At 29.6% G+C, this 26,031-nt stretch carries 22 protein-coding genes and 1 pseudogene; 15 read left to right on the top strand and 8 right to left on the bottom strand.

The window, feature by feature from the left end; translation table 11 throughout:
• Window positions 1-22: 22 nt before the first annotated feature.
• From PG913_RS11715 to pruA, 6 genes are all read right to left on the bottom strand, one after another.
• Window positions 23-391, bottom strand: a complete 369-nt coding sequence (locus tag PG913_RS11715; RefSeq protein WP_271230866.1) for an ArsR/SmtB family transcription factor — start codon at window positions 389-391, stop codon at window positions 23-25.
• 288 nt (window positions 392-679) lie between these two features.
• Complete coding sequence (locus PG913_RS11710) at window positions 680-1,078, bottom strand: GlcG/HbpS family heme-binding protein (protein WP_271230865.1); 399 nt, start codon at window positions 1,076-1,078, stop codon at window positions 680-682.
• A gap of 241 nt (window positions 1,079-1,319) precedes the next feature.
• Window positions 1,320-2,558, bottom strand: a complete 1,239-nt coding sequence (locus PG913_RS11705) for a DEAD/DEAH box helicase (protein WP_271230864.1) — start codon at window positions 2,556-2,558, stop codon at window positions 1,320-1,322.
• A 78-nt stretch (window positions 2,559-2,636) separates the two neighbouring features.
• On the bottom strand, window positions 2,637-3,551 hold the full coding sequence (locus PG913_RS11700; protein WP_271230863.1) for a glutaminase: 915 nt from the start codon (window positions 3,549-3,551) through the stop codon (window positions 2,637-2,639).
• A 77-nt stretch (window positions 3,552-3,628) separates the two neighbouring features.
• The gene (locus PG913_RS11695) at window positions 3,629-6,463 is read right to left on the bottom strand and encodes a M16 family metallopeptidase (RefSeq protein WP_271230862.1); all 2,835 of its coding nucleotides are present in this window, start codon (window positions 6,461-6,463) and stop codon (window positions 3,629-3,631) included.
• A 144-nt stretch (window positions 6,464-6,607) separates the two neighbouring features.
• Window positions 6,608-8,233, bottom strand: coding sequence for an L-glutamate gamma-semialdehyde dehydrogenase (pruA, locus tag PG913_RS11690; RefSeq protein ID WP_271230861.1), 1,626 nt, complete (start codon window positions 8,231-8,233; stop codon window positions 6,608-6,610).
• Window positions 8,234-8,426: 193 nt separating this feature from the next.
• On the opposite strand from pruA, the gene PG913_RS11685 reads away from it, so the two are divergent.
• The 4 genes from PG913_RS11685 to PG913_RS11670 all read left to right on the top strand — a co-directional run bounded on the left by PG913_RS11685 (window position 8,427) and on the right by PG913_RS11670 (window position 12,916).
• The gene (locus PG913_RS11685) at window positions 8,427-9,104 is read left to right on the top strand and encodes an NRDE family protein (protein ID WP_271230860.1); all 678 of its coding nucleotides are present in this window, start codon (window positions 8,427-8,429) and stop codon (window positions 9,102-9,104) included.
• Window positions 9,105-9,179: 75 nt separating this feature from the next.
• Window positions 9,180-9,851 (top strand): hypothetical protein, encoded by a 672-nt coding sequence (locus PG913_RS11680; RefSeq protein ID WP_271230859.1) that lies wholly within the window; start codon window positions 9,180-9,182, stop codon window positions 9,849-9,851.
• A 7-nt stretch (window positions 9,852-9,858) separates the two neighbouring features.
• Window positions 9,859-11,574: a hypothetical protein gene (locus PG913_RS11675; RefSeq protein WP_271230858.1), complete on the top strand. Its 1,716-nt coding sequence runs from the start codon at window positions 9,859-9,861 to the stop codon at window positions 11,572-11,574.
• A gap of 4 nt (window positions 11,575-11,578) precedes the next feature.
• Complete coding sequence (locus tag PG913_RS11670) at window positions 11,579-12,916, top strand: hypothetical protein (RefSeq protein WP_271230857.1); 1,338 nt, start codon at window positions 11,579-11,581, stop codon at window positions 12,914-12,916.
• Window positions 12,917-12,927: 11 nt separating this feature from the next.
• Here the strand turns inward: PG913_RS11670 and apaG are convergent, their stop codons facing one another.
• Both apaG and PG913_RS11660 read right to left on the bottom strand, forming a co-directional pair.
• Entirely contained in the window at window positions 12,928-13,314 is a 387-nt protein-coding gene (gene apaG, locus PG913_RS11665; protein ID WP_271230856.1) for a Co2+/Mg2+ efflux protein ApaG, read from the bottom strand.
• 51 nt (window positions 13,315-13,365) lie between these two features.
• A complete protein-coding gene (locus PG913_RS11660; RefSeq protein WP_271230855.1) occupies window positions 13,366-14,586 on the bottom strand; it encodes a type IX secretion system plug protein in 1,221 nt (406 codons plus the stop codon).
• Window positions 14,587-14,750: 164 nt separating this feature from the next.
• Here PG913_RS11660 and PG913_RS11655 point away from each other — a divergent pair, with 164 nt between their 5' ends.
• The 11 genes and pseudogenes from PG913_RS11655 (at window position 14,751) to PG913_RS11605 (ending at window position 26,013) form a co-directional block, all read left to right on the top strand.
• The gene (locus PG913_RS11655; protein ID WP_271230854.1) at window positions 14,751-16,103 is read left to right on the top strand and encodes a Na(+)-translocating NADH-quinone reductase subunit A; all 1,353 of its coding nucleotides are present in this window, start codon (window positions 14,751-14,753) and stop codon (window positions 16,101-16,103) included.
• Window positions 16,104-16,106: 3 nt separating this feature from the next.
• Entirely contained in the window at window positions 16,107-17,312 is a 1,206-nt protein-coding gene (locus tag PG913_RS11650; protein ID WP_271230853.1) for an NADH:ubiquinone reductase (Na(+)-transporting) subunit B, read from the top strand.
• Window positions 17,313-17,314: 2 nt separating this feature from the next.
• Window positions 17,315-18,055: a Na(+)-translocating NADH-quinone reductase subunit C gene (locus PG913_RS11645; RefSeq protein WP_271230852.1), complete on the top strand. Its 741-nt coding sequence runs from the start codon at window positions 17,315-17,317 to the stop codon at window positions 18,053-18,055.
• Between the two features lie 2 nt (window positions 18,056-18,057).
• Window positions 18,058-18,702 (top strand): NADH:ubiquinone reductase (Na(+)-transporting) subunit D, encoded by a 645-nt coding sequence (locus PG913_RS11640; RefSeq protein WP_058886083.1) that lies wholly within the window; start codon window positions 18,058-18,060, stop codon window positions 18,700-18,702.
• 31 nt (window positions 18,703-18,733) lie between these two features.
• Entirely contained in the window at window positions 18,734-19,468 is a 735-nt protein-coding gene (gene nqrE / locus PG913_RS11635) for an NADH:ubiquinone reductase (Na(+)-transporting) subunit E (RefSeq protein WP_271230851.1), read from the top strand.
• Window positions 19,469-19,470: 2 nt separating this feature from the next.
• A complete protein-coding gene (gene nqrF / locus PG913_RS11630) occupies window positions 19,471-20,781 on the top strand; it encodes an NADH:ubiquinone reductase (Na(+)-transporting) subunit F (protein WP_271232175.1) in 1,311 nt (436 codons plus the stop codon).
• A gap of 156 nt (window positions 20,782-20,937) precedes the next feature.
• Window positions 20,938-22,291 (top strand): annotated as a pseudogene (locus tag PG913_RS11625) (DEAD/DEAH box helicase).
• Window positions 22,291-22,650 carry a Na(+)-translocating NADH-quinone reductase subunit F gene (locus PG913_RS11620; RefSeq protein ID WP_271230850.1) on the top strand — a complete coding sequence of 120 codons (360 nt, stop codon included), beginning with the start codon at window positions 22,291-22,293 and terminating at the stop codon, window positions 22,648-22,650. The pseudogene PG913_RS11625 and the gene PG913_RS11620 overlap by 1 nt, the downstream one beginning before the upstream one ends.
• Window positions 22,651-22,972: 322 nt before the next feature.
• The gene (gene hflX, locus PG913_RS11615) at window positions 22,973-24,184 is read left to right on the top strand and encodes a GTPase HflX (protein ID WP_271230849.1); all 1,212 of its coding nucleotides are present in this window, start codon (window positions 22,973-22,975) and stop codon (window positions 24,182-24,184) included.
• 300 nt (window positions 24,185-24,484) lie between these two features.
• The gene (locus PG913_RS11610; RefSeq protein ID WP_271230848.1) at window positions 24,485-25,165 is read left to right on the top strand and encodes an energy transducer TonB; all 681 of its coding nucleotides are present in this window, start codon (window positions 24,485-24,487) and stop codon (window positions 25,163-25,165) included.
• A gap of 125 nt (window positions 25,166-25,290) precedes the next feature.
• Window positions 25,291-26,013: an energy transducer TonB gene (locus PG913_RS11605; RefSeq protein WP_271230847.1), complete on the top strand. Its 723-nt coding sequence runs from the start codon at window positions 25,291-25,293 to the stop codon at window positions 26,011-26,013.
• Window positions 26,014-26,031: the final 18 nt, after the last annotated feature.

Below are 26,031 nucleotides of genomic sequence, written 5' to 3'. Positions count from 1 at the left end.
GATTGATTAATGTAGTTTTTTTTTAACAGCAATTCGTGTTACTTTCTGAATTACAACTACCTAAATCAATGTCTTTAGAATTGGTATCAAGATTTAAAAATCCGTTTAATAGGTTTTTAATTTGCGTCCAATTTTCTTTATCGATGCAGTAGCAAACACTAGTTCCTTCGATGTTTCCTTTAATTAATTTGGCGTTTTTTAAAGCCTTTAAATGTTGAGAAATAGTTGCTTGTGCTAACCCGATTTCGTTTACTAAATCGCCACACACACAGGAATCAATTTTAAATAAATATTGTATTATGGCAATACGTGCAGGATGCCCAAGTACTTTTGCAATGTTTGAAAGTTCGTTTTGTTCTGTTGTAAATATTTCTGATTTTGTAAGTCCCATTTTTAAATTCTTGTATTGTAATATTACGATTAATACTCGAATAAAAAAATCAAAAATGATAAAAAATGCAAAAAACCTTTATTTTCTGCTTAAAAAGGGGGTGATATCTCTTTTTTTTGCTGTTTTTTGTTGAAAAATGATAAAAATTATTAGAAGCTATTTCCCGCTTTCCGCACTCGCTTTTTTTATTTTTGAAAAAAATAAAAAAGAGCTCAAACAATTGCTTCAATCGGGGCTAAAAAAAAGAGTTACATTTAATAACTTTTTTTTATTGAATATTACTAATCTTTAAATAGCATTTGCACCAGCTTGAGCAACTTCAAAATCATTTTGAACTGTACTACCACTTACACCAATAGCACCAATAATAATTCCGTTTTTATTTTTAATAGGAATACCTCCAGCAAAAGTAATTAATCCATTATTAGAATGTTCAATATTATATAAAGGAGCTCCAGGTTGCGATAATTCGCCAAGAATACCAGTATCTTTTCCGAATAAAGCGGCTGTTTTAGCTTTTTTCATTGCAATATCAATAGGACCAATAAAAGCACCATCCATACGTTCAAAAGCTACTAAACTAGCGCCAGCATCTACAATTGAAATACTCATTTTTGTATTTAAAGCTACTGCTTTTAAAGTTGCAGTGTCGATTACTTTTTTTGCTTCGGATAAGGTTATATTCATAATAATTTTGTTTTAAAATTGATAGATAAAATTAATAATTTTTTAAACGAAATAAACAAGTTTGTAAAAATGCCTAGCCCCGATTGAAGCAATTGTTTGAGCTCTTTTTTTGATTTTTCTTCAAAAAAAAGCGAGTGTGGAAAGCGGGAAACTGCTTCAAAAAATAGTTATTAATTTTTGATGAAAAAAGAAAACCTCTTCAAATAAGCTGAAGAGGTTTTAATTTTATAAAAATATTGTTTTAATACCAACGCTTTTTCTTCTTTTTAGAAGCTTCAGACTTTCGCCCTTTTTTGTTTGTACTAATAGTGTTTGGTTGCTTTATATGTTTAGGTTTTACTAATAAAAATGGGTGATCTTCAATAATTTTTATAGGTCGTTTTAAAAATTCTTGAATACCTTTTATATAACTAGTTTCATCGGCGCTACAAAATGAAAATGCGATTCCTGCTTTTCCAGCTCTACCAGTTCTACCAATTCGGTGAACGTAAGTTTCAGGAACATTAGGAATATCAACATTAATTACGGCATCAATTTTATGAATATCAATACCACGAGCGGCAACATCGGTAGCAATTAAAATATTTGCTTTATTATTTTTGAAGTCTTCAATTGCTTGATTACGTAAAATCTGAGTTTTATCTCCGTGAACACTTGTTACTTTGTATCCGTTTTTGATAAGAGTTTGCTCTAATTTATCAACACCAAATTTGGTACGTCTAAAAATAAGAATACGTCCTTGTATGGTGTTTTTTAATAAGTATAAACATAAATCTACTTTATGTTTTTTAGGCGTATAATATAATAATTGTCCAATTTTATTAACGGTATTATCAGTCGGAATAACATTAACTGTTTCTGGCTTGTACAACATTTGTTTTGCCAAATCGCTCACTTTTTCTGGCATTGTTGCCGAACATAAAAGTGTTTGTTTTTTGCGAGGACAAAGTGCTTCAATCTTTTTTACATCATGAATAAAGCCCATGTCTAACATTAAATCGGCTTCATCTAAAACAAAAGTTTTTAAGGTCGTTAAATCGACACTTCCTTGTTCGTGCAAATCGATTAAACGTCCTGGTGTTGCAACTAAAACATCAATTCCTTTGGCTAAAACTTCTTTTTGTACTTTTGTCGATATTCCTCCGTAAACAACTCCCGTAAGTATGTTTGTGTACTTTGCGTAGGTGTTAAAACTTTCTTCAATTTGAATTGCCAATTCTCTGGTTGGACTTACAACTAAGGCTTTTATTTTTCTAGGACCTCTTTCAGGAACTAAAGCTAGTTCTTTGGCTAAATTATGAATAATAGGCAATGCAAAAGCGGCTGTTTTACCCGATCCTGTTTGTGAACCAACAATTACATCTTTTTTATCTAGTACTAACGGAATTACTTTTTGTTGTACTAAAGTAGCTGTGTGATATTTTTCTTCACTAAGTGCTTTTAAAATATCGGTATTAAGATGTAAACCTGTAAACTTCATTGATTATTTTTTTTGCAAAGATAACTTAAATGTAATGATATTGGTTTGTTTCAATTTTAGATTGTAAATCCTTTTATTTTAAAAAATAGATTGTTCTGATAAAGTTGTAAAACCTTCTAAAAACTTCATTCCTTTGTAAGAATTTCCTTTTTCATTTAATTTTGGACTCCAAACAACAATACTATATTGGTTCGGATATATGGCAATAATACCACCGCCAACACCACTTTTTCCAGCTAAACCGACTTTAAATGCAAACTGACCAGATTCATCATAAAATCCGCAAGTTTGCATTAATGCATTGATTCTTTTCGACTGACTTTTAGATATAATCTGCTCGTTATTATGAGGCGCTTTTCCGTTATTGGCTAAAAATAAAAATAATTCAGATAGATGTTCACAGCTTAATTCTAACGAGCATAAATCGAAATAAAAATCAAGGACTTCATTAGGTTCATTTTTAATATTTCCAAAGGATTTTATAAAATTACAAAGTGCTACATTTCTATAACCTACGGATTTTTCAGAAGCCGCAATTTTAGCCGAATAATTAATGTCATTATTACCAGAAAGACTTTTAATAAATGCTAATAAATCTTCTTTAGGATTTTTTAAATTACTGATAAGAACATCTGAAATGACAATTGCACCCGCATTAATAAAAGGGTTTCGTGGTATTCCGTTGTCATTTTCTAGTTGAAGAAGCGAGTTAAAAGGATTTCCAGAAGGTTCAACTCCTAGTCTGTCCCATAAATCTCCATCAAGTATTTTGTAAGCCAAACAAAGTGATAAAACTTTAGCAATACTTTGAATAGAAAATTTTTCTTGATAATTACCTAAACCACATTTTATATTCGATGTAGTAGCAATATGAACTCCAAATTTATCAGGATTTAAACTTGCTAATTCAGGAATATAAGAGGCTAGTTCTCCTTTGTTTTCGATATTGTCAACGGTTGTAAATACTTCTTGTATTATTTTTTTATAGTTCATTTTATTAAAATAACTTTTGTTAAAAATAAAAAAGCAATCTCATTGGAGATTGCTTTTTATTTTAAAATGGAAAATTATTATTTTTTATTCAATAAAACAGGTTTTCCAAAACCTAATTTATTTAAACGGTCTAATTGCGTTTCGGCATCACCTACAAAAAGCCAAATCATTTTATTTGGATTAATATGTTTTTTTGCCAATTCTTGTACTTTTTCAATAGTCATTTCATTAACTATTTTTTCTCTGTTTTTAACGTAATCAGTATTCAAATTATAAGTACTAATGTTTTCTAACGTGTTTAGTTTAGCTCTCATAGTTTCAAATCGTCTGGCATTACTTTTAATTAGAAATCCTTTTGTTGTTGCTAAATCTTTATCAGAAAAAGTAGTTGGATAATCTGTAATTATTTTTTTAACTAATTCAGCCGATTCTAAAGTTACATTACTTCTAACTCTACTAAAAATTGTAAACGGACCTGCCGCTTTTGTTCCTGAAAAATTAGAATAAATACCATAAGTATATCCTTTTCCTTCTCTTAATTCTTGCATTAATTTAGAAGTAAAACCACCACCACCAAGAATGTAATTCATTACTGTTGCAGGATAAAAGTCTTTATCAGTAAAAGCTAAAGCTGGTGCGCCAAAACTAATAACTGATTGTTTTGCTTTTGGAATATCATAAAAATAAACAGCTGATTTTTTTGGAGCTTCAGGAGTTTTAAATACAGGAATTATAACTTCTTTTGAAGCCCATTTAGCAGTTAAATTACTTAAAGGTTTTAAGGCTTTTTCTTTATTGATATCACCAACAACATGCATTTTAGTAACAGAAGGAGAAATGTAATTTGAATAATATGATTTTAAATCATCTAAATTTATTTTTTCTACGGATGCAATACTTCCTAAAGTATTTTTAGATTTGATATTTTCTTTTCCGTAAATTAACTCATTATATACATTTCGAGTTACAGTAGTTGGATTTGCTTTTTGTTGACGTAAATTAGCTACAACTGATTTTTTTATCAACTCAAATTCAGTTGTATCCCAACGAGGTTCTAATAACATTTCTTCAACTAAAGCTATTGTTTTGGCATAATTTTTAGCTAAAGTATTACCGCTTATAGTTATATTTTCTTTTGATGCATAAATATCAATAGATGCGCCTAATTCTTGAATAGCATCTTCAAGTTCTGCTACGGTTTTATTTTTAGTTCCTTTATTCATAAGGTTTGCAGTTAAATTTGCAACACCTAATTTGTTCATGTTTTCTAATAATTGACCACCATCAATAACTAAATTAAAACGAACTAAAGGTACTTCGCTATTTTCAATTCCGAATACTTTAATTCCGTTTGTTAATTCGTTTTTCCAAATAGTAGGAACATTTAAAGTAGGACTTTTTCCGTAATCAGGTTCTGTAGCTCTATCTATTTTTGATGGAGTTTTTGTATATTCAGTTGCAATTTTAGCATCGAATTTTTCTTCAGAACCATTAACAATTTTTTCTTCTTTAATAATTGCTTCTTTAGAATTTTTCAAAGCTAAATTAGCCATTCCTTTAGGCACAAAACTAGTTGCTACAAAATTTTTGTTTTTGATGTAAGTGTTATAAACACGCATTATATCTTCTTTGGTAACATTTAAAGTTAAATCAATTTCTTTATTGATAAAACCAGGATCTCCTGCATACGTGTTGTAAGATGCTAAACTTGTTCCTTTACCAAGTACGTTAGATAAGCTATTATAAAATTGAGTTTCTAATCCAGCTTTAATTCTGTTTAAATTTTTATCAGAAATACCTTCTTTTTCAAAATTTTTGAAAGCGTTATTTACACCATTATTGATATCATTTAAATTACCGTTGTTAAATCCACGGATACCTAGTTGAATTTGACCAGCTAATTCAGAAGACCAATTCCACATATCAGTATTTGAAGTAAGTTTTAAATCATCAACTAAAATAGTATTTAAAGGTGCTTTTTTTCCTTGTGATAAATATTCAGTTAATATATCTAAAGCATAAGAATCTTTATGATATAATGGAACTGTTGGCCAAGCATAAGTAACCATTGGTAGTTTGGCTAAATTATCCTCAAAATATAATAATTTTGTTTTTGCTACTTTTCCTGATTGTTTTGCTAAAGGAGTAATTTCTTCACCTCTAGGAATTTCATCAAAATATTTATAAACCCATTCTTTGGCTTTTTCAGTATCAAAATCTCCTGATAAAACTAAAGTAGCATTATTAGGAACATACCATTTTTTGAAGAAATTTTTTACATCGTTTAAAGTAGCATTTTGTAAATGTTCTAAAGAACCGATTACTTGCCAGTTATAAGGATGATTTTTTGGATATAAATTACGGTCAATAATTTGTTGATTGAATCCGTAAGGGCGATTGTCATAATTCTGACGTTTTTCGTTTTTAACAACTTCTTTTTCTTTAGCTAAAACAGGGTCGGTAACTGTGTTTATAAACCAACCTAATTTATCGGCTTCAGCCCAAATCATTTTTTCTAAAGCATCGTTAGGTACGGTTTGTAAATAGTTTGTTCTATCTCTATTTGTAGAACCGTTTGCACCTGATCCACCAATTTTTGCACTCATTTTATCTAAACCACCTTTACCAAGGTTTTCAGATTCTAAAAATAATAAGTGTTCAAATAAATGAGCAAAACCGGTTCTTCCTTCAATTTCTCTTCCAGAACCTACATGAACCATTAATTCTACCGCTACAATAGGATCTGATTTATCAGTATGTAAAATAACTTCTAATCCGTTATCTAACTTAAATTTTTCGAAAGGAACATTTAAAGAAGTTGCTTTTGTTTGTTTTTTATTTGTAGTTGATTTTTCTTTATTACAACTTATAAAGAGTGTTACTGCTGTAACTAATAGTAGTTTTTTAAACATTGTTTTAATTGTTTGGTTGTGATTTTTGAAATTCGATAAAGATAGGAAATCTATAAAGTGAAAAATGTTAAATAAATCTTAGAATTTGGCATAAAAAAACCCCATCAAAATTTGATGAGGTTTTAAAATAATATTATTTGATTCCTATCCTAAGAAAGGGTACTTGTAATCTGTAGGAGATACAAGAGTTTCCTTAATTAAACGAACAGAAGTCCAACGTAATAAGTTTTGAGCAGAACCTGCTTTATCATTTGTTCCAGAAGCTCTACCACCACCAAAAGGTTGTTGTCCTACAACAGCACCAGTTGGCTTATCGTTAATATAGAAGTTTCCAGCAGCGTTTTCTAAAGCTTTAGAAGCTTTTTCAACAATATATCTATCTTTAGAAAAGATAGCACCAGTTAATGCATATTCAGTAGATTCATCAACTAATTTTAATGAAGCTTCCCATTCAGCATCTTCGTATACGAAAACAGTCATAACAGGACCGAATAATTCAGTTGTCATAGTTGCATAAGTAGGAGATTTAGCAACGATTACAGTAGGCTCAATAAAGTATCCTACCGATTTATCGTGACCACCACCAATAATAACTTCAGCATCAGCATCAGCTTTAGCAGCATCAATAAAACTAGCTATTTTATCAAAAGAACCTTCGTGAATAACAGCGTTAACAAAGTTGTTAGTGTCTTCAGGAGAACCCATTTTAATTTCAGCAGCTTGTGCAATTAAATGACCTTTAACTTCTTCCCACATAGAAGCAGGAATGTAAGCACGTGAAGCAGCAGAACATTTTTGACCTTGGTACTCAAAAGAACCTCTAGTTATTGCAGTAGCAACTTGTAAAGGATTCGATGAGTTGTGTACCCAGATAAAATCTTTTCCACCAGTTTCTCCAACAATTCTTGGATATGTTTTGTAAGTATGGATGTTATTTCCAATTTGTTTCCATAAGTTTTTGAAAACATGAGTTGAACCTGTAAAGTGTAATCCAGAGAAATCAGGAGAAGCTAATACAGTATCAGAAATCATAACAGGATCACCATATACAACGTTAATTACACCGTCAGGTAAACCAGCTTCTTTAAACATATCAACAATTACTTGCGCAGAATATGCTTGATGATCAGATGGCTTCCAAACAACAACGTTACCCATTAAGGCAGCTGCTGCAGGTAAGTTAGCTGCAATAGAAGTAAAGTTAAAAGGAGAAATTGCATATACAAAACCTTCTAAAGGTCTGTATTCAACTCTGTTCCAAATTCCAGGTGCAGAAGATGGCTGATCTTTAAAGATATCAGTCATATACTGTACATTGAAACGGAAAAAGTCAATCATTTCACATGATGCATCAATTTCAGCTTGGTGTACGTTTTTAGATTGTGCAATCATTGTTGCAGCATTCATTCTTGCTCTATAAGGACCAGCTAATAATTCAGCAGCCTTTAAGAAAATAGAAGCACGCTCAGTCCAACAAGTACTAGACCATTCTTGTCTTGCAGCTAAAGCAGTACTAATAGCAGCGTCTACGTGAGATTTATCTGCTGTATGATATTGACCAACCACGTGTTTATGATCGTGTGGAGGTGTAATGTTTTTAGTGTTTCCAGTTCTAACTTCTTCACCATTAATATGCATTGGCACATCAATGTTACTATTATACATAGCTTTATATGTTGCTAGTAACTCTTCTCTTTCTGGTGATCCAGGAGCATAACCTTTTACAGGTTCGTTAATTGCTTCTGGAACTTTAAAAAATCCTCTTGCCATTTTAGTTTGTTATTTGTGTGTTAAAAAAATTTTGTTAAAAAACGAAAACAAAAATCTAATACTATTAATTTGCAAAGATTAAATTGTTTGTTCTGTAAAAAAAATATCAAATTATTTTACGGAACAAAGTTAACATTTATTTTAGTAATTACTAAGTTGTTTTTACGTCTCATTTATCAAAACAGAATAGAATATGTGTACGGTAACTTATTTGCCTTTAGGCGGTGAAGATTTTATATTAACTTCTAATAGAGATGAAAATCCGAAAAGAAAAACAATTGCTCCAAAACAATATGATGAAGATGGCGTAAAATTAAGATATCCGAAGGATGAATTAGCAGGTGGAACTTGGATTGGTTTATCAGAAAAAAATAGATTGATTTGTTTATTAAATGGAGGTTTTATAAAACATAAACGTGCTGAAAGCTACAGAATGAGTAGGGGAGTTATTGTAAAAGAATTATTAAAAGTTGATAACCCTGTTGAAGTTATTCATCATTTTAATTTTGATAAAATAGAACCTTTTACTATTGTTTTAGTCGATTGGGAAAACGGACTAAATGCCTACGAATTAGTTTGGGATGGAGTACAAAAACATTTTCAAAAGTTAGGAGATAAACCTAAAATTTGGTCATCATCAACATTATATACAGAGGAAATGAAAGAATTACGAAGAGAATGGTTTTCTGAATGGTTAGACGAAAATCCTACTTTTCTTCCGAAGGAAAAAATACTTGATTTTCATACAGATGAAACTAAAGGAAATATTGAGATTTCACCAAAAATGAAACGTACTCTTGTACAAACTGTAAGCGTAACTTCTATAATAAAAAAGGCTACTGATGTAAAAATGAATTATTATCCTATTTAGTAGGTAAATGGTTTTTTATTGATAAAAATCATGTTTTTAAAATTGTGTTTTTTATTACTTTCGCAAAAAAAAGTTATGAGTAAAATACGATTCTTGTTTTTATCAATAATTTCGTTGTTCTTATTTACCAGTTGTTTCGAGTTTGTAGAAGAAATATCATTCAATAAAGATGGTTCAGGAAGTGCTACTTTTACAATAAACTTGAGTGAAAGTAAAACCAAAATAGCTTCTATATTATTGTTAGATAGTATTAATGGATATAAAGTTCCGTCAAAAAATACTATCAAAAATAAAGTAGCAACGATTGTTCAAAAAATAAAAACCATCAAAGGTATTGATGAGGTAAAAAACACCTTAAATTTTGAAGATTTTATAGTTACTATTTCTTGTAATTTTGATAAAGTAGAAGCTCTTAATACAGTTTTATCAACTTTTAGTTCTAAAAAGGAAGCTTTAGAAATAAAAAATCATAAACATTTTAAGTATGATAAAACAGTTAAAATATTTACACGAAGTCATCATTTTAATATCGGAAAAGAATTTCAGAAAACTAAAATGAAAGATAGAAAAGTTTTTGAAACTGCTACTTTTACAGGTGTATATCGTTTTGAAAATCCTGTAGTATCATGCACTAATAAACTGGCTAAAATATCAAAAAGTAAAAAAGCAGTTATGTTACGTGTAAAAGCTCAAAATATAATAACCAACCAACAAAGTATAAAAAATAATATCAAACTAGAAAACTAAAATCAACGTGAAAAAAATAATTGCTACACTACTATTTATAAATACAATCGTTGCTTTACAAGCTCAAAAATTAGAAAGTAAAATTCCTAATACTGCCGATATTGTAGTAGTTGCCGATGCCGAAAACTTATTTGACTTAATAAAGGTTTCTGATATTGATGACAGTCTTTTAGGTGAAGAAATATTAAGAAGTGTAAATAGAAGAAGAGAAGATAAAGTAAGTTCGATAAGTAAAGCAGGAATTGATGTAAAATCAAATGCGTATTACTTTTTTGAAAAAACAGATAGTATTTCATATCATACATTTTTAGTTGAATTAAATGATAGGAAGTTGTACGAATCGATGTTGAAAGAAAGAGATTTAAAGAAAATCAAAAAAGACGAAGGTTACAGATATATCCAGAAAAGTCGTGAGGTAATGATTTGGAATGATGAATTTATTTTATTTGTAAAGGGAGATAAACATCGTAATTACTTTAAGGAACATAACGAGCGTTTTGAAAAACATAAATTAGAAGGACAATCGATGTATGATGTAAAAAAGTTGTTTTCAAAACAATGGATTTTACAAAAAGGATTTTCGGTTGTAAATAATCCTTTATTAAATTCTATTGCTGTTAATTCAAGTTTTCAGAAGGGAAAGAAAAAAAATGCTGTTGCAACATTTTGGATGCGTAATTATGGTGAATTAATGTCTGATTTAATTGGTTCTTTTGGAAAGGAATTAAATTCTTCAATGTCTTATTTTATGCCTCAAAAGGGTGAAAATATTTATGGAGTAGAAGAAGTTACGGCTAATTTATCTTTCAATAAAAAAAATGCAAGTCTTTTATTAGATATGACTGTTAGTGATGACGTGAAAAAATCTTTCAAAAAGATTTATAATCAAAAAATGAACAGCACTTTAATCAATAGTTTTAATCATGATGAAGCATTGGCTTTTTGGAGTGTTTCTATAGATACAGAACAATTATTATTGGAATATCCAGAAATGATTAATAAAATGTATGGCGGAATGTTTCCAAAATTTAATGAAGAAATTAATATTGTTGGAGACATATTATCTTTAATTGTAGATGAAAAAGCAATGGCTAGTTTAGTTACTGGTGATGCATTATTTGTATTAAATGATTTTGGAGAAAAAGAAGTATCTTATAAATCATATACTTATGATGACGATTATAAACGTAAAGAAGTAACCAAAACAAAACAAGCCTTGGTTCCTGATTTTACCTTAATGATTGGATCAGAAGAAAAAGAATTGTTAACAAAATTATTCAAATTAGGGCAAAAACATCATTTAGTAAAAGGAGCTAAAAATGTTTTTGAAATAATAGTTAAAGATGCTAAATTACCTTTCAATTTATATGCTGTTATAAAAAATGATGTACTTTATGTTACAACATCAAAAGTAAGAGCGGTAAAATTATCGATAGGAAAAGGACTTTTTAAAGGAGGTAAACATCGTAAATTAATTAAGAAAAACTCAACAGTATTATTTGCTGATGTAAATGCTTTGATTGCTAATTTACCAAAGGAATCATTTCGAAGTACTGAAAGAAAAATGATTGCTTTTTCTAATAATAATGTTGAAGATGTTCGTTTTGTAGTTTCAAAAGTGAAAGGAAATAAAATATCATCAGAATTAAAATTAAACACCAAAGGTAAAAAAGAAAATACCTTAAAATTATTATTGGAATTTATTAACGAAATGGCAAAGTAAATAGATGCTTAAAAAAGTAATATTTATTATTTTAATAATTATTTGTACTGTATTTACGTTTGGTTATTTTAGATATAATCGAACTGTAAATACAGCTAATAAAATTCCTGTTTCTGCGGATGTTGTTATTCGTATGAATTTACGAGAAATAGAATATACTATGTTAAAGGATGTTGTAAAACATCCTTTTTTGTATTTTAAATCGATAAAAAATAATCAGCATAAAAAAGCATTTTCTTTATTTGATGAGGTTGTGTTTCCTTCAAATGTATTTTTTTATAGTAATAACAACGTTTTAAAAAATACGTGGGTAAGTACGACTATTGAAATTAAAAATAAAATGCGTTTATTATCGTTTTTTAATCAAGATAAATTTGTGAAAAAAACTCTTGAAAAAGCTGATTATTTTATCAATAAAAAGACTGTTTATCTTATCAATAAAAATCAATTAAGAATTGTATTTAATTTAGATGAAATTTCGAATATTGAAACTAAATTAAATACCATTTTAAATACAAATAATTATTTAAATGATGAAAATAGTATTGTTCAAAAATTAAAAAATAGTAAAGAACTTATTGCTATATCAACTAAAAGTAAAAGCTTTTTAGAACTTGGAGTTGATGAAAACGAAATATCAATAATTGGGGAATTATCTGAAAAAAACATGCCTTTTTTATCTTATAAAACGAGTGTTACTAATCGTTCAGTATTATCTTTTTCGGGGAAAGTAAAGAAAACTTTTTTGTTTGATTATTTAAAAAAATCATCAAAAGATAATTTTGAGAAATTAACAAACGTATCGTTAGATAGTATTCAAACTCATTGGAATGGTGATTTTAATGTGAAATTAGCTTCTTTTATCTACAAAAAAGACACCATTCTAACTTATGAATATGATGATGATTTTAATAAAATTGCAACAACAACTATTCAAAAAACAATAGTTCCTGATTTAAATATAAGCCTTGGGGGAAGCTATATTTTCACTTATTTATCATCAAAAAAAGCAATAAAAAATATTAATGGGGAAAAAATATTAGTTGTAAATCCACTTTTTAAAACTTATGCTGATAAAAACTCTAAAGAATTATTTTTGTATTCCAAAAAAGCTGTACATGCTAATTATTATAAAAATAATCAGCATGTAAATAATAAATTTTCATTGTTTTTTGATGTAGAGGAATATCTAAAAACTCAAGAAGATTCTTTAATTATTTCTAATGATTATTTAACAGGAATAAAAAATGTTAAAGCTGTTATAACTAAAAACAATAAGGTTGATTTTAAAGTTGTTTTTAAAAATACACCACAAAGTTTTATATATAAGATGTTAAAATAACATTTTACTTTTTAGTTTAAAATACCAGTACTCATTAATTGAAATGTAGGAATAGTAACTAAAAACTCTTCAGAGGTTTCTGTATTCATCATTTTATAATTCCCTTTCATAGCACCTGTTGCTGAAAGCAAAAAACAGTTTGACCTGTAATTAAAAACATCATTTGGTTTAAGTATTGGTGTTTCACCTATAACGCCTTCTCCTGCTACGTGTTCAGTATTTTTAAGTGCATCAAAAATAATCCAAAAACGTTCTAAAAGTTTTACGGTTTCTGTTGAATTGTTTTCTATTGAAATATAGTAGCTAAAAGAATAATATTGATTTTGACCATGGTTTATTAAACCATTAAAATGTGTCTTGATTGCTATTTTTATACCTTTGGTTATTTGTTCTAACATAGTCTAAATTTTTAAGTTGGTTTTACTTTAATCAATTAAGATACTGCTAAGTTACCTGTTTTGGTTAAAGTATCCATTCCCTAGTCCGATAACACGGTCGTAAGTTTCGCCGAAAGGCTTATAATATACGATAACAGTATATTCATTTTCAGTCTGATAGAAAGAGCCATCTATCTCGTTTAAATTTATTTTTTTATTTTTATCGACTGTAACATAACTGTAATTGTAAAAGCCTTGTTTAAATTTTATTTTGGCTTTATATCTTTCTGAAATAGCATCATATTTCATTTTATTTTCTTCGGATAATTGATAATTATTAAAAGCACCATAAATATAAACATCTTTATTTTGATACGCTTCATAAGCAGCTAACGAAAAATGAACCATAGAATAATCAGCTTCTGAATTTGGGTCGTTTGCTTCTAAAGTCCTTATTATAAATTGCCCGTTGATATCAGGATTGTAAGTGTATTTTTTATCTACTCGTTCTTCATTGGTATATAAATAACTGTGATAAATATCTTTTCTTTCGGTTTTAGCAATATTAAAACTGGTGCTACGTAAATATTTGCTATCAAAATTTAAAAATTCATTACCTCCCCAAAAATTTGATTCAAGAGTATGATTGTAAATTAATTGTGCTGGTTTTATAAATTTAGGTTGAATATTATATCGAACTGTGTTCCAATTATGATTTTGAAATAAGGCAATATTAATTTCTTTATTAACATTGTTAATACTTAAATTTTGATGATTTACAGTAAATTGAATGGTTTGTTTTTCATTATTTGATTTGGTCTCTCTACTTCTAAAAACGGCAACGCCAACAGTTGTAATATCTTCATAAAAAACACAGCGCCTTGTAAATACTACGTCATAATTTTCATCTAAAATAGAAATTAAATAGTTTCCACTTTTGGTGATAATTGTATTTTGATTAGGAATATCAACACTATAATGTGTATAAGGTTGAAGTGTGTTAAAAGAATTGGTGATGTTTATGATTTCATTTTCATCAAAACCATCAATATATTGATTAGAAGTTAAGCTACTCGGTTTCCAATCGTGTGTCATATGGGCAATTTTATACTGATATTCTTTATTATCAGCCTCTAAATCATCAAAAGAGAGTTTTAAAACCTGCCCAAGTTTTACAATTGCCGTAAATTGATTCGTGTTATATTTTGGGCGTAATTGAATTGTTTTGATATTTTGTGCATTAATTATTAAGTGTAATGTACTAAATACAAAGATTAATAGCTTTTTTATCATAAATGCAAATGTATCAAAATGTAAGGTAAAATTAATAATTTATTTAGAATAGATATAAATAAAGAGCTATCTAAAAGATATAAATATAAATAGTTACTCGAAAAAATCAAAATCTGTAAATTTGTTTTTTTTTATAGAAAATCAATTTAATCAGTTCAGTTCCTATGTCAAAAGACATCCGTATTAAGAAAGGCTTGGACATCAAGCTCGTTGGCGATGCAGCGCAAATAACTACCGAACTTCCGTTAGGTGGCGTGTTTGCAATTCAGCCAGATGATTTTCACGGCGTTATTCCAAAAATTTTAGCAAAAGAAGGTACCGAAGTAAAAGCAGGTCAAGCACTTTTTTATTCAAAAAGTGATGAGCGCATTTTATTTCCAAGCCCTGTTAGTGGTAAAATTTCAGAAATCGTTCGTGGAGCCAGAAGAAAAGTTTTAGCAATTAAAATCACTGCTGATGCACAGCAGCAATACAAAGATTTTGGTAAAAAAGATGTTGATGCAATGTCTGGTGAAGAAGTGAGAAATCACTTATTTGCTTCAGGTTGCTGGCCATTTGTAAAACAGCGTCCGTATGACGTGGTTGCAAATCCGAATCAAGCACCTAAATCAATTTTTGTATCTGCCTACGCAAGTGCACCTTTAGCAGCCGATTATGATTACGCCTTAAAAGGTAAAGAAGCTGAATTACAAACCGCATTAACTGCATTAACTAAATTAACAGCAGGTAAAGTACACGTTTCTGTTGCAAAAAGCTCAACATCATCTCCGTTTAAAGGAATGAAAGGAGTTGAATTGCACAACGTATCTGGACCACATCCTGTTGGTAATGTGAGTACACAAATTTCACAAATAGATCCTATTAATAAAGGTGAAGTTGTATGGGTTGTTACTCCTCAAGATTTAGTAGTTATCGGTGAGTTATTACTAACTGGTAAATTTAACGCAAAGCGTACAATTGCTTTAGCAGGATCTAAATTTTCAAAGCCACAATATGTATCAGCAATAGCTGGAGTTAATATTGGAGCACTTACAAAAGGAAATTTAGAAGCTGATAATGCACGTGTAATTAGCGGAAACGTATTAAGTGGTCTTCAGGTTAATGAAGAAGGATTTTTAGGATACTATGAAAACATAGTAACTGCAATTCCTGAAGGAAATGATTATGAGTTTTTTGGATGGAATAAGCCTGTATTTAACAAGGTTTCTACATCAAGAGCATTTACGTTCTCTTGGTTAAATCCGAAGAAAAAATACGACTTAAATACCAATACAAACGGTGAGCATAGAGCTTTTGTAGTTACTGGGTCATATGAAGAGGTTTTTCCTTTAGATATTTATCCGATGCAATTATTAAAAGCTTGTAAATATCAAGATCTTGACGAAATGGAAGGATTAGGAGCTTACGAAATTGCACCAGAAGATTTCGCATTAACAGAATTTATTTGTGTGTCTAAACAACCTCACCAGAAAATAATTCGTGAAGGATTAGATTTAATGAGAGAAGAATTAGGATAAGATATGGGCTTAAAACAAAACTTACATAATTTAAAAGAAAAATATAAAGGAACTAAAATGGCACCTGCGTTTAACGCAATCCATACTTTTTTATATTTGCCAAATGAGACAACTCACGGAGGAACTCATATTAAGGCCGCTGATGATTTAAAGCGTACAATGAACATAGTTATTATGGCATTAGTACCTTGTTTAATCTTCGGAATGTTCAATGCGGGTTATCAACATAACGCTGCAATCAATGGATTTACAGAAGGAATGTCTTTCTTTAGTGGAGATTTCTGGAATATGGATAATTTCTTAATCGGTTTAGTAAAAATTTTACCGTTAGTAATTGTATCATATGTAGTAGGATTAGTAGTAGAATTTATTTTTGCTGTAATTAAAGGGCGTGAAGTAGAAGAAGGGTACTTAGTTACAGGAATGTTAGTTCCTTTAATTGTACCAATTGATTTACCTTTATGGATGTTATCTGTAGCCGTAGTATTTGGTGTGGTTATAGGTAAAGAAGTATTTGGTGGTACAGGAATGAATATTTTAAATCCTGCATTAACAATACGTGCATTTTTATTCTTCGCATATCCAACTTGGATGTCGGGAGATAAAGTATGGGTGGCTGATGCTAGAGAATTAGCTGGAACTGCAGATGCAATTTCAGGTGAAACTATTTTAGGTAGTTTAGCACAATCTCAACCATTAACACATTCTGTTTCTGATATGTTCTTCGGATTTATTCCTGGTTCAGTAGGAGAAACATCTACATTTTTAATTTTATTAGGAGCTTTATTCTTAATCTTTACAAAGATTGGAAGCTGGAGAATTATGTTATCAGCAGTAATTGGAGCTTTAGTAATGGGATTTGTTTTTAATCAAGTAGTTGGTTTAGGATGGATTGGTGAAACAAGTAAGTTTTACGGATTAATGAGTTTAGATTTCTGGAAACATTTATTAATTGGAGGTTTTGCATTTGGAGCTGTATATATGGCTACTGATCCTGTATCAGCATCGCAAACTAACAAAGGAAAATGGATTTATGGTTTCTTTATCGGATTTATTTCGATTATGATTCGTGTATTCAATCCTGCATATCCAGAAGGAGTAATGTTAGCTATTTTATTAATGAACGTTTTTGCTCCAACAATTGACCATTATGTGGTTCAAGGAAATATAAAGAGAAGATTAAAACGTACTAAAGTTAAAACTGCCTAATTATGAGTAAGAGAACAGACAGTAATGTATATACACTACTTTTTGCCATTGGTATGGTATTAATAGTAGGTGCGTTGTTAGCTTTTACAGCTTCATCGCTTCGCCCAATGATTGATGCAAATAAACGTATCGAAAAGCAACAAAATATTTTGTATGCTATGGGGATAAATGAAAATGATGAATCTAGTGCAATCTTTGTTTCTAAAGACAAAGTAGCTGGTGAGTTTTCAAAATACATCAAAAAACAAATCGTTATTGAAGGTACTAATATTACTGAAGATGCGAATGCATATTTAATCGATGTAAAAAAACAGCAAACAGCTGCAAAAGCAGGGAAAACAAGAAAATTACCAGTATTTGTGGGAGAAAAAGACGGTAAAATGTTTTATATCACACCAATTAGAGGTAAAGGTCTTTGGGATGCTATTTGGGGATATGTTGCGTTGGATAAAAACATGGTAGTTCAAGGTGCTTTTTTCGATCATAAAGGAGAAACGCCAGGTTTAGGTGCAAACATAAAGCAACGCTATTTTATGGATGACTTTATCGGAGAAGATTTAATGAATAACGGTTCTTTTAAAGGAATTGGAGTTTCAAAATCTAATAATGATCCGAAGAACGAAGATAAAAATGATAACGAGGTAGATGCTATTGCAGGTGCAACAATTACAGGTGATGGAGTTGCTGCAATGATTAAATCTGAATTAGGTTTATACGTGCCTTACTTTAAAACATTGAAATAAATATGGGACTTTTATCAAAAAAAGACGCAGCATTAATTACAGATCCGTTATTAGATAACAACCCAATTACGATTCAAGTATTAGGTATCTGTTCAGCATTAGCAATTACAGCAGAACTTAAAGCTTCTATAGTAATGGCAGTTTCTGTATTATTTGTATTAGGTATAGGAAACGTTGTAATCTCTTTAATGAGAAATATTATTCCTTCTAAAATTAGAATTATTGTACAGTTAATAGTAGTTGCTGCTTTAGTAATTATTGTTGATCAAGTATTAAAAGCTTTTGCTTACGAATTAAGTAAAACACTTTCGGTATTTGTTGGTTTAATTATTACCAACTGTATTATTATGGGACGTTTTGAAGCTTTTGCTTTAGGAAACGGTCCGTGGAAATCATTCTTAGATGGAATTGGAAATGCATTAGGATACGGAGCTATTTTAATTGCAGTAGGTTTCTTTAGAGAGTTATTAGGTTCTGGTACTTTATTAGGATTTAAAGTATTAGGAGATCCAATAGAACAAACAGGATTATATGCTTTAGGATATGAAAATAACGGATTTATGTTATTATCTCCAATGGCATTAATTGTTGTAGGTATTATTATTTGGATACAACGTAGTAGAAACAAAGCATTAATTGAAGACTAACCGAGTTAGAATTCATTAAAAATATAGAAAAATGGAACATTTAGAATTATTTTTCAAGTCGATATTTATTGATAACATGGTATTTGCTACATTCTTAGGAATGTGTTCTTACTTAGCAGTATCTAAAAAAGTAGCAACTGCCGTAGGTTTAGGAGCTGCCGTTATTTTTGTACTTGCTGTAACAGTACCTATCAACTGGTTATTAGATCAATATTTATTACAACCAGGAGCATTATCTTGGTTAGGAGCTGAATATGAAGGTTACGATTTAAGTTTCTTATCATTTATTATGTTTATTGCAACTATTGCAACCATGGTACAATTGGTAGAAATTATTGTTGAAAAATTTGCACCAGCATTGTATAACTCTTTAGGGATTTTCTTACCATTAATTGCAGTAAATTGTGCAATTTTAGGAGGATCATTATTTATGCAATCTCGTGAAATTCCAACATTAGGATTATCATTAACTTATGGTATTGGTTCAGGAATTGGATGGTTTTTAGCAATTTTAGCAATTGCAGCTATTCGTGAAAAAATCAGATATTCAAGCGTTCCTGCACCATTAAGAGGATTAGGAATCACTTTTATTATTACTGGATTAATGGCAATCGGGTTTATGAGTTTTGGAGGTATGTTAACAGGAGGTGACGAAGAAGTAAAAACACCAGAAGCTCCTAAAGCAGCAATCAAAATAGAAAAGAAAGAAGAAGCAAAACAGCAAGCTGAAAAATTAGCTGATAACACTAAAAAAATTATAGAATAATGATGTTTTTAGAAGTAAGTACAGGGGGTACGGTAGCTGTAACAGTTATATCATTTTTAATAATTCTATTAATTTTAGTAGGGTTGTTATTATTTGTAAAGCAAAAATTAGCACCATCAGGACCAGTAAAAATTACTATTAATGGTGATAAAGTAATCGAAGTTGCTTCAGGAGGTACATTGTTATCTACCTTAGGAGCAGAAAAGATTTTCTTACCGTCAGCTTGTGGTGGTGGTGGATCTTGTGTGCAATGTGAGTGTCATGTAAATTCTGGTGGAGGTGAAGCTTTACCAACTGAAACACCTCATTTTACACGTAAAGAATTAGCACACGGAGTTCGTTTATCTTGTCAGGTAAAAGTAAAACAAGATATGGATATTTCTATTCCTGAAGAAATTTTTGGAATTAAGAAATGGGATGCAGTTGTTGTAAGAAACTACAACGTTGCAACTTTTATTAAGGAATTTGTAGTTGAAATTCCAGAAGATATGGGTTACAAAGCAGGTGGATATATTCAAATTGAAATTCCAGCTTGTGAGGTAAACTATGCTGATATGGATATTACTGCGCATCCAGAAGAACATGAGACTCCAGATAAGTTCGAAGGAGATTGGGATAAATTTGGTTTAAGACCATTGGTAATGAAAAATACAGAAACTGTAGAAAGAGCATATTCTATGGCTTCTTATCCTGCCGAAGGAAGAGAAATTATGTTAAATGTACGTATTGCAACACCTCCTTTTGATAGAGTGAAAGGTGGATGGATGGATGTAAATCCTGGAGTTGCTTCTTCATACATATTTAACTTAAAGAAAGGAGATAAATGTGTAATCTCTGGACCTTATGGTGAATTCTTTATCAACGAATCTGAAGCTGAAATGTTATATGTAGGTGGTGGAGCAGGTATGGCACCAATGCGTTCTCACTTATATCACTTATTCAGAACATTAAAAACTGGTAGAAAAGTAACTTATTGGTATGGTGGTCGTTCAAAAGCTGAATTATTCTATGTAGAACATTTTAGAGCTTTAGAAAGAGATTTCCCTAACTTTAAATTTTTTATTGCTTTATCTGATCCAACAGAAGCGGATAACTGGAAAGTTAAAACTGATGTAAATGATGAAGCTGGAGATGGGTTTACAGGATTTATTCACCAAGTAGTAATCAATGAGCATTTAGCGAAACATGAAGCACCAGAAGACTTAGAATTATATTTCTGTGGTCCACCATTAATGAACAATGCTGTTCAAAAAATGGGAGAAGATTTTGGTCTTGCTGACGAAAATATCCGATTTGATGATTTTGGAGGATAAAATTTTTATCTACTAAAAATCAAAAAAAATATAAAAACCGATACAGTAATGTATCGGTTTTTTTTGTGATTAAAAACAAAGACATTTTATCCAAAGAAATATACTTGTGATATTTGAGCTTATAAAACGTACCTTTGCACCAAATTAATGCAAATGATTACTTTTCAAGATTTAGATTTATCAAATCCATTACAAAACGCTATCGAAGAATTAGGTTTTGTAAACCCAACACCAGTTCAGGAAGAAGCCTTTCCTATTATTCGTTCAGGTAAAGACGTTGTTGGTATTGCTCAAACAGGTACAGGTAAAACTTTTGCCTATATGTTACCGATACTTCGTGATTTGAAGTTTTCAAAACAACAGCATCCAAGAGTACTTGTTGTTGTGCCAACTCGTGAATTAGTGGTGCAGGTAGTTAGTGAAATTGAAAAGCTTTCTGAGTTTATGACCCTACACACTGTAGGTGTATTTGGAGGAATTCCTTTAAACAGACATAAAGAAGCTGTGGCACAAGGTGCAGATATTATTGTAGCTACTCCAGGTCGTTTATATGATTTAGCTTTAAGTAATATTTTAAAGTTAAGATCAATCCAAAAGTTAGTGATTGATGAAGTTGATGTAATGTTAGATTTAGGATTTAGATTTCAATTATTAAACATTTTTGAATTATTACCTGTTCGTCGTCAAAATATTATGTTTTCGGCAACAATGACTCAAGAAGTTGAAGCATTAATTGATGATTTCTTTATCGCTCCTAAAAAGATTTTTATCGCTGTAAGTGGAACTCCACTTGATAATATTAAGCAAATTAGTTACGATGTACCTAACTTTTATACAAAGGTTAATTTACTAGGTGAATTATTATCAAACAGAAAAGAATATAGTAAAGTATTAGTTTTTACTCCGAATAAAAGGAATGCCGATCGATTGTTTGAATGTACGAAAGAAGATTTTCCTGGGCAATCGTGTGTAATTCACTCTAACAAAACACAAAATTACCGTTTACGTTCTATTGAACAATTCAATAAAGGCGAAAAACGTATTTTAATAGCAACTGATGTTATTGCTCGTGGATTAGATTTATCAGAAGTTACCCACGTAATTAACTTTAACACACCTTATTTTCCTGAAAATTATATGCACAGAATCGGTAGAACTGGTCGTGCAGAAAAAGAAGGAACTTCAATTCTTTTTTCAACAGAAGCAGAATTACCAGCTAAAGCGAGAATTGAAGAATTGATGAATTATGAAATTCCACTATTCGAAATTCCTGAGCATGTTGAAATTTCTAAAGAATTAACAGAGGAAGAACGACCGAAAGAAGACGGAGAAAAGAATAAAAACAGAACTTCTTTAGAGTATGTTCCTGGTCCTGCTTTTCATTGAAAAAAGTGAAAAGAATAGTAAAACTAATCAAGGTGGTTCTTATCGTAGAGAAATTGCGAAAAAATATAAGAAGCCTAAAACAAAAGGAGATAAGAATTATAACATGCGTAATAAGAAAAAATAATGCAAGTACTTACTAAACAAGAGCTTCATAATTTAGGGATGAATATTGCTGGTAAAAAGCTTCAGCAAATGGGCTATGAGTTTGTTGCTATTAATAGCGCATTAAAAAAACATCCTCAGTTTGTGTTATATAAAAAAGGCGAACCTACTATTTTTGTTTTAGTAAAAACAACAAATAATATTCAAACACCCGAAGATTACGATTTTTTATGGATGGAAACATTTAAAGAACATGCAAAAAAACAAAATGCAAAAATTTGGTTTGCAGGTATTGGTATTGCAAATTCAAAAAGTGTTGAAATGCCTGTTTTTAAAGATCAGCCTTATTATGTGGCATTTGAAGATTTTATCAAGATTTAAAACATCTTTAATTTTTTTTATCGCCTAAAAAATATTTTAAAAAACACTCATTTTGTAAAAAGTGAGTGTTTTTTTATGCTTTAATTTTAAAAATTATTTGAAGCTATTTCCCGCTTTCCGCACTCGCTTTTTTTGTTTGAAAAAAACAAAAAAGAGCTCAAACAATTGCTTCAATCGGGGCTAGGCAACCAAACTAAATTCTGATAATTATTTAAAATATTTTGATATCTATTTAAATAAAACATCAGCAAACAAAACAAAGTATATAAAGAACAAATTAAAAAAGAGTTGTTCAATTGATAAATTTGTATTTTTGCAGGGTATGGAAGAAACACGTGAAGAAATAATCGAAAAAGCGGTTTTAATTGGTATTATAACCCAAAAACAAAACGAAAAACAATCTGAAGAATATTTAGATGAGTTAGAGTTTTTGACTTTAACAGCAGGAGGAGTTGCTGTAAAACGCTTTGTCCAGAAAATGGAAAAACCAAATCCTAAAACTTTTTTAGGAACTGGTAAATTAGAAGAAGTAAGAATGTATATCGCATCAAAGGGCATCAGTATTGCCATTTTTGATGACGAATTATCGCCTGCGCAATTGCGTAATATTGAGAATGAATTAGGATGTAAAGTATTAGATAGAACAAATTTAATACTAGATATTTTTGCAGGAAGAGCGCAAACAAGTTCTGCAAAAGCACAAGTAGAATTGGCACAATGTCAATATTTATTACCTCGATTAACAAGGTTATGGACTCACCTTGATAAGCAAAAAGGGGGTATCGGAATGCGTGGACCTGGTGAAACCGAAATTGAAACTGACCGTCGTATTATTAGAGAAAAAATTACCTTATTAAAGAAAAAACTTTCTACTATTGACCGTCAAATGGCAGTTCAAAGAAAGAATAGAGGTAAAATGGTACGTGTTGCATTAGTTGGATATACCAATGTTGGTAAATCGACTTTAATGAATGTAATTAGTAAAAGTGATGTTTTTGCTGAAAACAAATTATTTGCAACTCTTGATACAACGGTAAGAAAAGTTGTAATTAAGAACATTCCTTTTTTAATGACCGATACTGTTGGTTTCATTAGAAAGTTGCCTACACAATTAGTAGAGTCATTCAAATCTACTTTAGATGAAGTTCGTGAAGCTGATTTATTATTACATATAGTTGATATTTGTCATCCAAATTTTGAAGATCATATTGCATCTGTAAATAAAATTTTAGATGAAATAGGTGCTTCAAATAAACCAATTTTAATGGTTTTTAATAAAATTGATGCTTATACTCACGAAACAATTGATGAGGATGATTTAATCACCGAGAAATCTAAAAATCATTATACACTTGATGATTGGAAGAACACTTGGATGAATGATTTAGGAAAAGAAAGTCTTTTTATATCAGCATTAAATAAAGATAATTTAGAAGATTTTAAAGAAAGAGTGTATAACGAAGTTAAAAAAATACATATTCAACGATTTCCTTACAATAACTTCTTATACGAAGACGATTTACCGATAGAGTAAACACTTAGTTTAACATAGCTTAATGTAAAAAGTACATAGATATTTTGTGTCTATGTGCTTTTTGTTGTATATTGAGGTATCTCTTAGAGAGAAAATATTTTAACCATTTTATTCCCCCTAGAAAATGAAAAATAATAAAAGAACACCTTCCGCTATATCAAAATTTCCTTTTGATACTACTTTTCAAACTAAATTAGAATTACATATCATTCTTTTTAAATAGATAAATCAAATAATTTGATGTCGTTCAATAGTTTTAAAAACTGTTGGATAATTTGTTTAAAATTAAAAGAAATTCTAATGAAAAATATACTAATAATATTAACCGTTTTTTTTAGTGTGCTATCTGTTTTTTCTCAAAAAGTTTGTCTTTCAGAGAAGAAAGTACTAGTAGATGTTAATGCTATTAATAAATGTGCAGTAGGAAAAGAAGTTACAAAAACAAAAAAACAAAAAACTAAATATGTTATTGCTTCGAGTACAAGATATTTAAAAAAACGTATTTATTTAAATAAGGTTGTTCATTTAGCTAGTAATTTAAAAACAAAAGCACTTGTTGATAGTCAAACAACAACTAAAATAGATGCCGAATTATTAATAATGCTAAAAAAAGAAGCTGAAAAACAAGTTGTTTCTTTTGATTCTGTAGAGAATATTCCATTATTCGCATCTTGTAATGAAGATTCATCAGATAATATTGAATGTTTTAATAATGAAATGGAAAAACATATTATTAATAATTTTATATATCCGAAGGAAGCTTTAAAGAAAGGTGTTGAAGGTAATTTAGAAGTAAGTTTTGTTATTGATAAGAATGGAGAAGTAAAGGATGTAAAAATACAAGGAGAAAAAGATAATGATGTATTGAAAAAAGAAGCAATGAGAATTGTATTATTATTACCTAAGTTTACTCCAGGTAAAGAAAAAGGTCTTTTAGCAAATGTTATATACAAATTCCCTATGAATTTTACTTTAAATTAAATATTTATTAATGATAAATTAAGGTTTTTCTGTTTTAAAAAAAAAAACGTATCTTTGTATAGCTTATAAGCTTGTTTTAATTGCTATTATTTTTAAGTAATTATTTAGCTTAATCCCCTTATACTATGAGAGAATTATTATTATTAGTGTTAACCTGTTTCTTTTCAATTAATGTTATATCACAAGAAGTTTGTGAATCTCCAGATAAAACGGATTTAGATTTAAATACTATTAGTATTACTAAATGTACTATTAAAAAATCTAAAAAAAATAAAAAATCAAGACAAATATCGGTTACAGTATCTGCAAGTAGAAGACACTTAAAAAAGAGACAAAATATAAAGAAAAAGGAGCTTTCTAGTATTGGAAGTATAGGTCTTGTTAAGGTTAAAAAAGTAACTGAAAATCTAGAAGTTACTAAATCTATATCATCAAACACAAATATAGAAGATATAAAAAAGAAATTATCTATTGAAGAATTAAAAAGTGCTGCAAAATTTAATACTGTTGATAAAATCCCTTTGTTTAATGCTTGTAAAAAAGTGAAAAAAGGTGATCGTGTTAATTGTTTTAATGAAAAAATGGTTGCGCATATTTCTAAACATTTTAGATACCCAAGTGATGCTATTCAAGAATCTATTCAAGGAGAAGTTTGGGTTCGTTTTATTATTGATAAAAATGGTGAAGTAAAAAACATTAAAACTTTAGGTCCTAGAAATGGAGGTATATTAAATAAAGAAGCAGTTAGAGTAGTTTCTAAATTACCTCAATTTATTCCAGCAAAAAAAGATGGTGGACGTGTTTCTGTAAAATATGGCTTTCCTATTTCATTTGCTTTAGAGCAATAATCTTATTACAATTAAACT

Origin of the sequence: Tenacibaculum pacificus (assembly GCF_027941775.1) — a bacterium.
Lineage (GTDB): Bacteria > Bacteroidota > Bacteroidia > Flavobacteriales > Flavobacteriaceae > Polaribacter > Polaribacter pacificus_A.
The sequence above is the reverse complement of the archived record's forward strand: the minus strand, read 5'-3'. Positions and strand labels throughout refer to the sequence as shown.